This is a genomic window from Pseudomonas sp. EA_65y_Pfl1_P113, from assembly GCF_963970525.1.
Classification (GTDB): domain Bacteria; phylum Pseudomonadota; class Gammaproteobacteria; order Pseudomonadales; family Pseudomonadaceae; genus Aquipseudomonas; species Aquipseudomonas tritici.
Genome location: NZ_CAXAQM010000011.1, coordinates 50910 through 64339, shown reverse-complemented (window position 1 = coordinate 64339; position 13430 = coordinate 50910). Strand labels below are relative to the sequence as shown.

The window sequence follows — 13430 nt, the reverse complement described above, 5'->3', positions numbered from 1 at the left end:
CGGCGAGTCCTCTTGTGCTTCGTCCGGGATGTTGTTCGACAATCGAACAGCCCTCGTGCGCCAAGCACAGCACTGGTTTCAGTGCGTCCATCCGTCACAGGTTCGCTCCGACAAAAATCCACCGCCTGGATAAGTTGGAGAGCCCGTGATGAGCACAGAACAAAAAAGTACAAAACTGAAAAACACCGTGCACCTGAGTGAATCGGCCAAGGTTGACTCAGGCTCCGTGCAACCTTTTACCCGCTCGCAAAAAATTTACGTGCAGGGCACTCGCCCGGACATCCGCGTGCCGATGCGCGAAGTCAGCCTGGACGTGACCCCCACCGATTTCGGCGGTGAAATCAACGCGCCCGTCGTCGTCTACGACACCTCCGGCCCCTACACCGACCCTAACGTGATCATTGATGTGCGCAAAGGCCTGGGCGATGTACGTTCGCCGTGGATCGAAGTGCGTGGCGACACCGAGCGCCTGCCCGGCCTGAGCTCGCACTTCGGCCAACAGCGCCTCAGCGATGCCGAGTTGACCGCGCTGCGCTTCGCCCACGTGAAGAACCCGCGCCGCGCCAAGGCCGGCGCCAACGTCACGCAGATGCACTACGCGCGCAAAGGCATCATCACCGCTGAGATGGAATACGTCGCCATCCGCGAAAACATGAAGCTTGAAGAAGCCCGCGCCAGTGGCCTTCTCGACCAGCAACACGCCGGCTACAGCTTTGGCGCCAGCGTGCCGAAGATCATCACCCCCGAATTCGTGCGTGAAGAGATCGCCCGTGGCCGTGCAATTATCCCGGCCAACATCAACCACACCGAGCTGGAACCGATGATTATCGGTCGTAACTTCCTGGTGAAGATCAACGGCAACATCGGCAACAGCGCCCTGGGTTCGTCCATCGAAGAAGAAGTGGCGAAACTGACCTGGGGCATTCGCTGGGGCTCGGACACCGTGATGGACCTGTCCACCGGCAAGCACATCCACGAAACCCGCGAGTGGATCATCCGCAACTCGCCGGTGCCGATCGGCACCGTGCCGATTTACCAGGCCCTGGAAAAAGTCGGCGGCGCCGCCGAAGACCTGACCTGGGAGCTGTTCCGCGACACCCTGATCGAGCAGGCCGAGCAGGGCGTCGATTACTTCACCATCCACGCCGGCGTGTTGCTGCGCTACGTGCCGCTGACCGCCAAACGCGTCACCGGCATTGTGTCCCGTGGCGGCTCGATCATGGCCAAGTGGTGCCTGGCGCACCACAAAGAAAACTTCACCTACACGCATTTCGACGAAATCTGCGAAATCATGAAGGCCTATGACGTCAGCTTCTCCCTTGGCGATGGCCTGCGTCCCGGTTCGATTGCCGACGCCAACGACGCCGCGCAATTCGGCGAGCTGGAAACCCTTGGCGAACTGACCAAGACCGCCTGGAAGCACGACGTGCAGACCATGATCGAAGGCCCTGGCCATGTGCCGATGCAGTTGATCAAGGAAAACATGGACAAGCAGCTCGAGTGCTGCGACGAGGCGCCGTTCTACACCCTTGGCCCGCTGACCACTGACATCGCGCCGGGTTACGACCACATCACCTCCGGCATCGGTGCGGCGATGATCGGTTGGTTCGGTTGCGCGATGCTCTGCTACGTCACGCCCAAGGAGCACCTGGGGTTGCCAAACAAGGATGACGTGAAGACCGGGATCATCACCTACAAGATCGCTGCGCACGCGGCTGACCTCGCCAAAGGCCATCCAGGTGCGCAGATCCGCGATAACGCCTTGAGCAAGGCGCGCTTCGAGTTCCGCTGGGAAGACCAGTTCAACCTCGGCCTGGACCCGGACACCGCGCGTTCGTATCACGATGAAACCCTGCCGAAGGACTCGGCCAAGGTCGCGCATTTCTGCTCGATGTGCGGGCCGAAGTTCTGCTCGATGAAAATCACTCAGGAAGTGCGTGAGTACGCGGCCAACCAGCGCATTGAAGCGGTGGATGTCGATGTAGCCAAGGGGTTGGCGGAGCAGGCGGAGCGGTTCAAGCAGGAAGGCAGTCAGTTGTACAAGAAGGTCTGATCCAGAGGCGGCGGTGACTGTGCCGCCGCCATCGCGGGCAAGACCGGCTCCCACATTTGGAATGCATTCCAGTGTGGGAGCGGCGGTGCGACGATTCGACTTGCCCGCGATAGCGATCTCCCAAACAACAACGTGTCCCTCAGAGATAACCCCCTTGAGCATTCAACCCAGCACCTACTCCCCGGACATCGCAGTCCCCGCTGACAAGCGCGTCTTCGGCGCCCGCGACCTCTTTTCCCTCTGGTTCTCCCTCGGCATCGGCCTGATGGTCCTGCAAACCGGCGCATTGCTCGCGCCTGGCCTGGGCTTGTCGGGCTCTTTGGTGGCGATCCTCCTTGGCACTTTGGTCGGTGTGCTGTTGCTGGCCGCCGTCGGCGTGATCGGCAGTGACACCGGCCTGTCCGCCATGGCCGCCCTCAAGCTCAGCCTCGGCACCAAAGGCGCGAGCCTACCGGCGCTGCTCAACCTGCTGCAACTGATCGGCTGGGGCTCGTTTGAAATCATTGTGATGCGCGACGCTGCCAGCCTGTTGGGCGCGCGGGCGTTCAGTGACGGCAGCCTGCTAGCCAGTCCTTTGTTATGGACGCTGTTTTTCGGCGGCTTGGCGACCCTGCTGGCCGTCAGCGGCCCACTGACTTTTGTGCGGCAAATCCTGCGCAAATGGGGCATTTGGCTGTTGCTTGCCGCCTGCGTGTGGCTCACCTGGAACCTGTTCGCCAAAGCCGACCTCGCTGCACTCTGGGCCCAGGCTGGAGACGGCTCGATGCCGTTTGCCGTGGGCTTCGATATCGCCATCGCCATGCCACTCTCGTGGCTGCCGCTGATCGCCGATTACTCACGCTTCGGCAAACGCGCAAAAAGCGTGTTCGGCGGCACTGCGCTTGGATTCTTTATCGGTAATTTATGGCTGATGAGCCTGGGCGTGGCGTACACCCTGGCATTTGCGCCGAGCGGTGAAGTGAATGCGCTATTGCTGGCCTTGGCCGGGGCGGGCCTGGGCATTCCGCTTTTATTGATTCTGTTGGATGAGTCGGAAAACGCCTTTGCCGATATTCACTCGGCGGCAGTCTCCAGCGGGATATTGTTGCGCTTGAAGGTCGAGCACCTGGCATTGGCCATTGGCGTCATCTGCACCCTGATCGCCTGCTTTGCACCGTTGGCTCAGTACCAGAATTTCCTGCTATTGATCGGCTCGGTGTTTGCGCCGCTGTTTGGCGTGGTGCTGGTGGATCACTTCATCCTGCGCCGTCGTGGCCAGGGCGCAATCGCCAACCTGCGCTGGCCGGCGTTATTGGCTTGGCTGGGTGGCATCGCGACTTACCACCTGCTGGCCGATCTGTATCCGGACATCGGCGCGACCCTGCCGGCACTGGTGCTGGCAGGGCTGTTGCAGTTGATCCTGAGTCGGATCTTCAGCGGCGTGCGGGCACCAGTTCAGGCCTGAGGATGCCGTCCAGGCGCGAGTAGGGGATCTGCAGCTCGACATGGCCCAGGGCATAGGGGGCGATCGTGGTGGTCGGGTACTTGAGGATCACGCCACCATAGGTCAGCGCCACGTTCGGGGTTTTCTGGAAGGGGTAGGTTTTCACAAACTCCGGCTCCAGGCTCAGGCGGGTGCTGATCAGCCAGCTGTTGTGAGCCACCTGGGCCGCTTTCCAGAACGCGTCCTCCTTGCCCGGCAACAGCATGTCGGTCAGGGTCAGCGCCTTTTGCTGCTGGCGCGAATAGTTGATGAACGCACGGCCTGGTTCGCCGTGGGTAGCACCCTGGTCCAGGTAGCTGGACAGCTCGATGATCACCAGACCGTCATGCTGCTCCCGTACCTTGGCCTGCAAATACATGCTATTGCGCGGTGCAGCGGTGCGCAGGAACTGCTCGCTGTACGTCGCAAGGCTCGTCGGCAGCGGGTCGGTTTGGGTCATTTCCAGCAGGCGCTGTTCAATCAAAGCGTCCAGCTTGGGTTCCTTGGCAAAGTGCACGGTGTCGATATTCACCAGCGGGCAATCGGTGCTGGCGCAGCCCGGCTTGCTCTGCTCGGTGGCGTCGCGGGTGGATTCCAGCGGGGTGCTAAAGCTCGGTTGGAACAGGCTTTGGCAGGCACCCAGGGTCAATGCGATGCAGGCCACGGAGGCGATTTTTAAAAGCGACATGGATGTCCTTCGTCTAACGATAAGAGCGAAATTTGTGGAGCTTCGACTACCGGCAAGGCAGTCAGTTCGCCACTAAGCTGATCAGGGGGCGTTCTCAATTAGTTTTCCCGCCGCGACGGGGAAACTAATTGAGAGCGCCCCCCTGAGTTTGACGCTCGCCGTCTATCCCGGCAACTGGAAAGGGGCTGCACCAACCAGCGTGAGCGCGTTAGGATGGCGCGAATTGCACAGGCTAACGAGGAAGGATATGACGGACATTGCGAAATCGACGCCGAGCAAGATTGAAATTGTTCAGCGCGACAATGCTTTCAAGGGCTTCTACCAGCTCGACCGCCTGCAGCTGCGTCACGAGAAATTTGATGGTGGCATGAGCCGAGTGATCAATCGCGAGGTCTTTGTGCGTCATGATGCCGTGTGCGTATTGCCCTACGACCCGCAGCGCGATGAAGTAGTGTTGAACGAACAGTTTCGCGTCGGCGCCATGGGCCGTACCGGCAACCCCTGGCTGATCGAAATGGTCGCCGGCCTGATCGACAAGGACGAGCAACCGGAGGAGGTTGCACACCGCGAAGCCGAAGAGGAAGCTGGGCTGACGTTCTCTGCGTTGTGGCCGATCACCCAATATTTCCCTTCGCCCGGCGGCAGTACTGAATATGTGCACTTGTACCTGGGCCGTTGCGACAGCACCGGTGTAGGTGGCGTCCATGGATTGGAAGAAGAAGCTGAAGATATCCGCGTCACCGTATGGGCTTTCGAAGATGCCCTGCAAGCGGTGCGTGACGGCAAAATTTCCAACGCAGCCAGCATCATCGCCCTGCAATGGCTTGCGCTTAATCGCGCGGAAGTGAGGGGGTTATGGCAGTAAAGGCACGGGAACGTTATCGAGTCGACCTGATCGGGCTGCAAGCCGCCTGCGAGGCCAACTATGCGCGGCTGATGCGCTTGCTCCCCGACATGCGCCATGCCCCTGCGGCTCGGCGCATCGGTGTGACCCATGGCGACCAGATGCTTGGCGTGCTGGCCCTGGACGTCATCGTCAACTGCCCGTACACCACCACCCTGCGCGTGCGCCAGGAACACAGCCTGCCATGGCTGCCGGTGCCGCAACTGGAAGTGCAGGTCTACCATGATGCGCGCATGGCTGAAGTGATCAGCGCCGAACATGCGCGACGCTTTCGCAGCATCTATCCTTACCCCAACGTGTTCATGCACCAGCCCGATGAGAAAGCACAACTCAATGTGTTCCTCGGTGAATGGTTGAGCCACTGCCTGGCCCTGGGCCATGAGTTCGAAGCTGTGCGGTAGATGTGAACTGCGTCCGCTTCATGGGTTTCCTCTTTGTGTCCTGCCCCAGCATAATCACGCCAAACGTCCATTCCTGTGATTGCCTTGGGAGAGCGCCTTGCCGAGCGTATCCACTGTGAGTCCTGATGCGCCAGCCTTGCTGGTGCAACTGTCCGACAGCCATTTGTTTGCCGAGGCCGATGGCACGCTGCTGGGCATGAATACCCGTGAAAGCCTGCAACGGGTGATCGAGCTGGTGCAAACGCAGCAGCCCCGGATTGATTTGGTGTTGGCCACGGGGGATTTGTCCCAGGACGGCACATTGCAGTCGTACCAGCAATTTCGCGCCATGACCGCGCCCATCGGTGCCCCGGCCCGCTGGATTCCCGGTAATCACGACGAGCCGCAGATCATGGCCGACGCCGCCATGCACAGCGACTTGCTGGAGCCGGTGGTCGATATCGGTAACTGGCGCGTCACCTTGCTGGACTCGGCGGTACCCGGTTCGGTACCGGGCTATCTGCAAGACCAGCAACTGCAATTGCTCGCCCAGGCCCTGAGCGAAGCGCCGAATCGGCATCATCTGGTGTGCTTTCACCATCATCCGGTGCCTATCGGTTGCGCCTGGATGGAGCCCATTGGCCTGCGCAATCCCGATGCTTTATTTGCCGTGCTCGACCGTTTTCCACAGGTACGGGCGGTGCTCTGGGGCCATGTGCACCAGGAGATCGACCGCGATCGCAACGGCGTGCGGCTGTTGGCGTCGCCGTCCACTTGCATCCAGTTCGCGCCGGGCAGCGAGGATTTCAAGGTCAGCGAGCAGGCGCCGGGGTATCGCTGGTTGCGCTTGCATGCCGACGGACGGTTGGAAACGGGGGTGGAGCGGGTCCAGGATTTTGCATTTACCGTGGACTACGGCAGCAACGGCTATTAAAAGCGGTAAACGCTGATCAAAAATGTGTGCGGGCTTGCTCGCGAATGCGGTGTAACAGTCGACATCTGTATTTGCTGACCCAACGCCTTCGCGAGCAAGCCCGCTCCCACATTGGTTCTGCAGCGGCTGGACGATAGGGGACTCACACACCACCCCGATCCCTGTAAACTGCGCCTCTTTGGCCACGTCACGGAGAGCCCGGCATGTCCGCTTCGATCCTTTATATCCACGGTTTCAATAGCGCGCCGGCGTCCAACAAGGCCAGCCAGTTGATCACCGTGATGGAGGCGATCGGCCTTTCCGGCCAGTTGCGGGTTCCGGCGCTGCATCACCATCCCCGTCAGGCGATTCCCCAGTTGGAAACCGCTATCGCTGAACTGGGGCGGCCACTGCTGGTCGGCAGCTCACTCGGCGGCTACTATGCCACCCATCTTGCCGAACGCCATGGCCTCAAGGCGCTGCTGGTGAACCCTGCGGTCAGCCCCCATCGGATGTTCGACGGTTATTTGGGCACCCAAAAGAACCTCTACACCGACGAAACCTGGGAACTGACCCACGACCACGTGACGGCGCTGGCCGAGCTGGAAGTCCCGGCGCCCCAGGACGCCGCGCGTTATCAGGTGTGGTTGCAGACCGGGGACGAAACCCTGGACTATCGCCTCGCCCAACAGTATTACCGGGCCTGTGCCTTGCGCATCCAGGCCGGTGGCGACCATGGTTACCAGGGGTTCGCCCAGCAATTACCGGCGTTGCTGAGCTTTGCCGGGATTGGCGCAGATCAGTATCAATCCTTCGACTTTGCAGCACTGTAAAGTCGCAGGTCATTTTTTAATCGAACGACTCACGACGAGACCCCATGGCCACTCCCAGCGCTAGCTCTTATAACGCCGACGCCATCGAAGTCCTCTCGGGCCTCGACCCGGTGCGCAAACGCCCCGGCATGTACACCGACACCAGTCGGCCGAACCACCTTGCCCAGGAAGTCATCGACAACAGCGTCGACGAAGCCTTGGCCGGGCACGCCAAGTCGGTGCACGTCATTCTCCACGCTGACCACTCCCTGGAAGTGTCCGACGATGGTCGCGGCATGCCGGTGGACATTCACCCTGAAGAAGGCGTGTCGGGCGTCGAGCTGATCCTCACCAAGCTGCATGCTGGCGGCAAGTTCTCCAACAAGAACTACCAGTTCTCCGGTGGTCTGCACGGTGTCGGTATTTCGGTGGTCAACGCCCTGTCGAACCACGTCCGGGTCAAGGTCAAGCGCGACGGCAACGAGTACGAGATGACCTTCGCCGATGGCTACAAAGCCACCGACCTGCAGGTGATCGGCACCGTTGGCAAGCGCAACACCGGCACCAGCGTGTACTTCGCGCCGGACCCGAAATACTTTGATTCGCCTAAATTTTCCATCAGCCGCCTCAAGCACGTACTTAAAGCCAAGGCTGTTCTGTGCCCAGGCCTGCTGGTGACCTTTGAAGACAAAGGCACCGGCGAGAAGGTCGAGTGGCACTACGAAGACGGCCTGCGCTCCTACTTGGAAGATTCCGTCAGCGATTTCGAGCGCCTGCCTAACGAGCCGTTCTGCGGCAGCCTGGCCGGTAATAAAGAAGCCGTCGACTGGGCGCTGCTGTGGCTGCCGGAAGGTGGCGACAGCGTGCAGGAAAGCTACGTCAACCTGATCCCGACGGCCCAGGGCGGTACCCACGTCAATGGTTTGCGCCAAGGCCTGCTGGATGCCATGCGCGAATTCTGCGAGTACCGCAGCCTGCTGCCACGCGGCGTGAAGCTGGCGCCGGAAGACGTGTGGGAGCGCATTGCGTTCGTACTGTCGATGAAGATGCAGGAGCCGCAATTCTCCGGCCAGACCAAAGAGCGTCTGTCATCCCGTGAAGCGGCAGCGTTTGTCTCCGGTGTGGTCAAGGACGCATTCAGCCTGTGGCTCAACGAGCACCCTGAGCTGGGCCTGGCCCTGGCGGAACTGGCGATCAACAACGCCGGCCGTCGTCTCAAGGCCAGTAAAAAGGTCGAGCGCAAGCGCGTCACGGCGGGCCCGGCACTGCCGGGCAAGCTGGCCGATTGCGCGGGGCAGGACCCGATGCGCTCCGAGCTGTTCCTGGTGGAAGGTGACTCCGCCGGTGGTTCCGCCAAGCAAGCGCGGGACAAGGAGTTCCAGGCGATCCTGCCGTTGCGCGGCAAGATCCTTAATACCTGGGAAGTCGATGGCAGCGAAGTCCTGGCCAGCCAGGAAGTGCATAACATCGCCGTGGCCATCGGTGTCGACCCGGGCGCGGCCGATATGAGCCAGCTGCGCTACGGCAAGATCTGCATCCTCGCCGACGCCGACTCCGACGGCTTGCACATCGCCACGTTGTTGTGCGCGCTGTTCGTCCAGCACTTCCGCCCGTTGGTGGATGCCGGCCACGTCTACGTCGCCATGCCGCCGCTGTACCGTATCGACTTGGGCAAGGAGATTTACTACGCCCTGGACGAAGCCGAGCGCGATGGCATCCTCGACCGCCTGGTGGCCGAGAAGAAGCGCGGCAAGCCGCAGGTCACGCGATTCAAAGGCCTGGGTGAAATGAACCCACCGCAACTGCGCGAAACCACCATGGACCCGAACACTCGGCGCCTGGTGCAGTTGACCTTGGAAGACTACGCCGCCACGTCGGAAATGATGGACATGCTGCTGGCGAAGAAGCGCGCGCCGGACCGCAAGTCCTGGCTGGAATCCAAAGGCAACCTGGCCGAGGTGCTGGGCTGATGCGCACAGGTTTCGCCCTGGCGATCCTGATGTTGAGCGGGTTGGCGGCCACCGAGGTGGTCGCCGCGCCCGTTGCAGAGCTCAAGCTTCTCTCCGAACACCCAGTGGACGGCATGCGCGGCGGTAACCTGTCGGGCCTGGCCATCTGCGGTCACGAGCTGTGGACAGTTTCCGACCGCGATGACGACCAGATCTACCGCCTGGATATCAGCGCACCGACCTGGCAAGCCGAGGTTGTGAAGATCGACGTGCCACCGGTGCCGGAATCCGGGTTGCCGTGGGGGTTGCGTTCGCGCACCAAGGCCGCCTCGTTCATTCGTGGCGGCGACCTGGATTTTGAAGGCATTGCCTGCGATGCCGTGGGTAATCGTTACATTGTCAGTGAAGCCCATGCGGCGGTGCTGCAAGTGCCGGTGACGGGCGCGCCTGAGTGGTTGAAGATCGCGCCGGGCATGGTGCGTGAAGCGCGAGCCAGCGGCATGTTGTTGCACTTTAATGCGTTATTCGAGGGGTTGGCGATCAATCCCGAGGGCAATCAGATTTGGCTGGCAGCCGAGCGTGAAAGGCGCGGCCTGATTTCGATCAAGCGTCCGCAAAGCTTATGGGACTGTGACGGCCCCTGTGTATTGTTGAGCCAGGCCGGCCAGGAAGTACAACCGGCGCAGTTCCCTAACGCCAAGGCGGTGTCCAAGGATTTCGCCGACCTGGCGCTGTTCAACGGCAAGCTGTTCACACTGGAGCGCAATGCGTTCCAGATTTGCCGGCGTGATGCGGTCACGGCCAAGGTCGAGCGGTGCTGGTCGTTTGCCGACGAAACCCTGACGCCCGAGCGGCGTTATCCCCAACCTTACGGTCTGGCTGAAGCCCTGGTGGTGGACGCAGAAGGTGCCTGGCTGGGCATCGACAACAATTTCGGCCCGCGTGCCGATGGTGAAAAGCGCCCCGTGGTCTATCGTTTGGCCGCCCCTGCCGGTGGTTGGAGCGCCCAGCCATGAAACGCTGTTTTTTTGAATTGACCCGGCGCAGCGGCAGTTCCGCTGCGCCTTACCCGACAATGATGAGGCCCGCATGAGTGACATCCTCGCAGACAGCTTAGATGGCGTAGAACGCCGGTCGCTGGCTGACTTCACCGAAAATGCCTACCTCAACTACTCCATGTACGTGATCATGGACCGTGCCTTGCCGCATATCGGCGACGGCCTGAAGCCCGTCCAACGGCGCATCATCTACGCCATGAGTGAGTTGGGCCTGGATGCCGATTCCAAGCACAAGAAGTCGGCGCGTACCGTCGGTGACGTGCTCGGTAAGTTCCATCCCCACGGCGATTCGGCGTGCTACGAAGCCATGGTGCTGATGGCCCAGCCGTTCAGCTACCGCTACACCCTGGTGGACGGCCAGGGTAACTGGGGTGCGCCGGATGATCCTAAGTCCTTCGCCGCCATGCGATATACCGAAGCACGCCTGTCGCGTTATTCGCAAGTGTTGCTCAGCGAGCTGGGCCAGGGCACTGCGGACTGGGGGCCGAACTTTGACGGTACCCTCGACGAACCGCTGGTGTTGCCGGCACGTTTGCCGAATATCCTGCTCAACGGCACCACCGGTATTGCGGTCGGCATGGCGACCGACGTGCCGCCGCACAACCTGCGCGAAGTTGCCACGGCCTGCGTGCGTTTGCTCGACGAGCCGAAAGCCACGGTCGAGCAGCTCTGCGAGCATATCCAGGGCCCGGACTACCCGACCGAAGCGGAAATCATCACGCCGCGTGCCGACCTGCTGAAGATGTACGAAACCGGCAAAGGCTCGGTGCGCATGCGCGCCGTGTACCACATTGAAGACGGCGACATTATTGTCACCGCGCTGCCGCACCAGGTGTCGGGCGCCAAGGTGCTGGAGCAGATCGCCGCGTTGATGCAGGCGAAACCGTCGAAACTGCCGCAGGTTGCCGACCTGCGTGACGAGTCTGACCACGAAAACACATGCCGCATCGTGATCATCCCGACCAACAGCCGGGTCGACCACGAAGTGCTGATGCAGCACCTGTTCGCCAGCACGGACCTGGAGTCGAGCTATCGGGTCAACGTCAACATCATTGGCCTGGATGGCAAGCCGCAGCTGAAAAACCTGCGCAATCTGCTGGTGGAATGGCTGGAATTCCGCGTCAACACTGTGCGCCGCCGCCTGCAATTCCGCCTGGATAAGGTCGAGCGCCGCCTGCACCTGTTGGACGGCTTGCTGATCGCCTACCTCAACTTGGATGAAGTGATCCACATCATCCGCACCGCCGAGCACCCGAAAGCCGAGTTGATCGCGCGTTTCGAACTGAGCGAAATCCAGGCTGACTACATCCTCGACACCCGCTTGCGCCAGTTGGCGCGACTGGAGGAAATGAAGCTGCGCGACGAACAGGACGCGCTGCTCAAGGAACAAGCCAAGCTGCAAGCGCTGCTGGGCAGTGAAGCCAAGCTGAAGAAACTGGTGCGCAGCGAGCTGATCAAAGACGCCGAAACCTATGGCGACGACCGCCGTTCGCCGATCGTGCAACGCGCCGAAGCGAAGGCTCTGACAGAGACCGAGCTGCTGCCGAACGAGAAAATCACCGTCGTTCTGTCGGAAAAGGGTTGGGTTCGCTCTGCCAAGGGGCATGATATCGACGCCACTGGTTTGTCGTACAAGGCTGGCGACGGGTTCAAGACCGCTGCGGCCGGGCGTTCCAACCAGTTTGCGGTGTTTATCGATTCCACCGGGCGCAGTTATTCGGTGCCGGCCCACACCTTGCCATCTGCACGGGGGCAGGGCGAGCCGTTGACTGGGCGCCTTACACCGCCGCCTGGGGCGAATTTCGAGTGCGTGCTGCTGCCGGACGACGATGCGCTATACGTGATTGCGTCTGACGCGGGTTACGGTTTTGTGGTCAAGGGTGAAGACCTGCAGGCCAAGAACAAGGCGGGCAAGGCCCTGCTGAACCTGCCGAACAACGCCAAGGTGATCCTCCCGCGGCCGGTGGACGACCGCGAGAGCAACTGGCTGGCGTCGGTCACTACCGAAGGGCGCTTGCTGGTGTTCAAGATCAGCGACCTGCCGCAACTGGGTAAAGGCAAGGGCAACAAGATTATTGGTATCCCCGGCGAGCGGGTTGCCAGCCGCGAAGAGTACGTGACCGACATTGCTGTCATACCAGAAGGCTCCACGCTGGTGCTGCAAGCCGGTAAACGCACCCTGTCGCTGCGCCCTGACGACCTTGAACATTACAAGGGCGAGCGCGGTCGCCGTGGTAACAAATTGCCTCGTGGCTTCCAGCGAGTGGATGCTTTATTGGTGGAAACGCCTGTTTAAGGCGGTTTAGAGCCCTCGATCTAGGATTTAAAGCGTAGATCGACGCTTTGGCGCTGGAGTCATGGCGCATATTCACGGATGATATGGCCTTTCCAGCGCCGGCGTGGCCGAGCGTGTTTAGGTTATTTTTAGTATTACATTGTGGTTCGCCTTGTGGCAGCCACCTGGATGGGATGATGACTGCTCCACGCCTTCCTTTTATTTTCGTGCTCGCTGGCTTTTTGGGGTTGGCGGGTTGCAGCACACATCAGCCTGTGTCGCTGTACCAACTGGACAGCGGAAGTCCGGCTCAGCCAGCACAGAGCGCTGGCCTGGCCGTTTTGTTGGGGCCGGTGGTCGTAGCCGACTACCTGCAACGCGAAACACTGCTGCAACGTCAAAACGACGGCAGCCTGCGAGGTTCCACCGATGGTCGCTGGGCGGGCAGTTTGTCCTCCGACATCAGCCAATTGATGCTGCGCCAGGTGGCGGGGCATTTGGATAGCCAGCGTGTTGTACTCGCGCCTGCGCCCACCGGGTTTAGCCCGGATGTGCAGGTGTTGCTGACTATTACCCGGCTTGACTCTGGTACATCGCAACCGGCGATCCTCGATGCGCAATGGCGCTTGATCGACCGTCGTGGCCAGGTGCGCGATAACCGCATCGTGCATCTGCAGGAAGAACACGCCGGCACCACTGCGTCCCAGGTCCAGGCCCAGGGTGTACTGCTGCAGCATCTGGCGCAGCAATTGTCGGTGGCGCTCAAGCCGTTGGCCAACCAGCCGCCGATCGCCGAGGCACCCCGCAAGCAAAGTGCCCCGGCACAGGCCAAACCGGCAGAGCCGCAGAAGCCGAAGATGCCGATGGCGGTGCCGATTCGTACAGATATGGAAGTGTTCAGGTTCTGATCTGAATCGCGCACAAACAAAAGGCCCG

At 61.0% G+C, this 13430-nt stretch carries 11 protein-coding genes; 10 read left to right on the top strand and 1 reads right to left on the bottom strand.

Annotation, left to right across the window (positions count from 1 at the left end):
- Positions 1-148 precede the first annotated feature (148 nt).
- Both thiC and cytX read left to right on the top strand, forming a co-directional pair.
- Positions 149-2053 (top strand): phosphomethylpyrimidine synthase ThiC, encoded by a 1905-nt coding sequence (thiC, locus tag AACY52_RS12775; protein WP_339415628.1) that lies wholly within the window; start codon positions 149-151, stop codon positions 2051-2053.
- A 154-nt stretch (positions 2054-2207) separates the two neighbouring features.
- Positions 2208-3497, top strand: a complete 1290-nt coding sequence (gene cytX, locus AACY52_RS12770; RefSeq protein WP_339493306.1) for a putative hydroxymethylpyrimidine transporter CytX — start codon at positions 2208-2210, stop codon at positions 3495-3497.
- Here cytX and AACY52_RS12765 read toward each other — a convergent pair.
- Positions 3466-4203 carry an RsiV family protein gene (locus AACY52_RS12765; protein WP_339415630.1) on the bottom strand — a complete coding sequence of 246 codons (738 nt, stop codon included), beginning with the start codon at positions 4201-4203 and terminating at the stop codon, positions 3466-3468. The two genes, cytX and AACY52_RS12765, sit on opposite strands and share 32 nt — an antisense overlap.
- A gap of 247 nt (positions 4204-4450) precedes the next feature.
- On the opposite strand from AACY52_RS12765, the gene AACY52_RS12760 reads away from it, so the two are divergent.
- From AACY52_RS12760 to AACY52_RS12725, 8 genes are all read left to right on the top strand, one after another.
- Positions 4451-5068, top strand: a complete 618-nt coding sequence (locus AACY52_RS12760; RefSeq protein ID WP_339415631.1) for an NUDIX domain-containing protein — start codon at positions 4451-4453, stop codon at positions 5066-5068.
- Positions 5059-5508: a DUF1249 domain-containing protein gene (locus tag AACY52_RS12755; protein WP_339415632.1), complete on the top strand. Its 450-nt coding sequence runs from the start codon at positions 5059-5061 to the stop codon at positions 5506-5508. The genes AACY52_RS12760 and AACY52_RS12755 overlap by 10 nt, the downstream gene beginning before the upstream one ends.
- A gap of 97 nt (positions 5509-5605) precedes the next feature.
- Positions 5606-6421: a 3',5'-cyclic-AMP phosphodiesterase gene (gene cpdA, locus AACY52_RS12750; protein ID WP_339415633.1), complete on the top strand. Its 816-nt coding sequence runs from the start codon at positions 5606-5608 to the stop codon at positions 6419-6421.
- A 203-nt stretch (positions 6422-6624) separates the two neighbouring features.
- Positions 6625-7233, top strand: a complete 609-nt coding sequence (locus AACY52_RS12745) for a YqiA/YcfP family alpha/beta fold hydrolase (RefSeq protein WP_339415634.1) — start codon at positions 6625-6627, stop codon at positions 7231-7233.
- 44 nt (positions 7234-7277) lie between these two features.
- Positions 7278-9182 (top strand): DNA topoisomerase IV subunit B, encoded by a 1905-nt coding sequence (parE, locus tag AACY52_RS12740; protein WP_339427250.1) that lies wholly within the window; start codon positions 7278-7280, stop codon positions 9180-9182.
- Entirely contained in the window at positions 9182-10177 is a 996-nt protein-coding gene (locus AACY52_RS12735) for an esterase-like activity of phytase family protein (protein ID WP_339415636.1), read from the top strand. The genes parE and AACY52_RS12735 overlap by 1 nt, the downstream gene beginning before the upstream one ends.
- Positions 10178-10250: 73 nt before the next feature.
- Complete coding sequence (gene parC, locus AACY52_RS12730) at positions 10251-12515, top strand: DNA topoisomerase IV subunit A (protein ID WP_339560533.1); 2265 nt, start codon at positions 10251-10253, stop codon at positions 12513-12515.
- A 176-nt stretch (positions 12516-12691) separates the two neighbouring features.
- Positions 12692-13402, top strand: a complete 711-nt coding sequence (locus AACY52_RS12725) for an ABC-type transport auxiliary lipoprotein family protein (RefSeq protein ID WP_339415638.1) — start codon at positions 12692-12694, stop codon at positions 13400-13402.
- The last annotated feature ends 28 nt before the right edge of the window (positions 13403-13430 follow it).

Bases quoted from the DNA above. Each gene is read 5' to 3' on its own strand.
- thiC (WP_339415628.1), top strand. From the start codon at position 149: ATGAGCACAGAACAAAAAAGTACAAAACTGAAAAACACCGTGCACCTG.
- AACY52_RS12765 (WP_339415630.1), bottom strand. From the start codon at position 4,203: ATGTCGCTTTTAAAAATCGCCTCCGTGGCCTGCATCGCATTGACCCTG.
- AACY52_RS12760 (WP_339415631.1), top strand. From the start codon at position 4,451: ATGACGGACATTGCGAAATCGACGCCGAGCAAGATTGAAATTGTTCAG.
- AACY52_RS12755 (WP_339415632.1), top strand. From the start codon at position 5,059: ATGGCAGTAAAGGCACGGGAACGTTATCGAGTCGACCTGATCGGGCTG.
- AACY52_RS12745 (WP_339415634.1), top strand. From the start codon at position 6,625: ATGTCCGCTTCGATCCTTTATATCCACGGTTTCAATAGCGCGCCGGCG.
- parE (WP_339427250.1), top strand. From the start codon at position 7,278: ATGGCCACTCCCAGCGCTAGCTCTTATAACGCCGACGCCATCGAAGTC.
- AACY52_RS12735 (WP_339415636.1), top strand. From the start codon at position 9,182: ATGCGCACAGGTTTCGCCCTGGCGATCCTGATGTTGAGCGGGTTGGCG.
- parC (WP_339560533.1), top strand. From the start codon at position 10,251: ATGAGTGACATCCTCGCAGACAGCTTAGATGGCGTAGAACGCCGGTCG.
- AACY52_RS12725 (WP_339415638.1), top strand. From the start codon at position 12,692: ATGACTGCTCCACGCCTTCCTTTTATTTTCGTGCTCGCTGGCTTTTTG.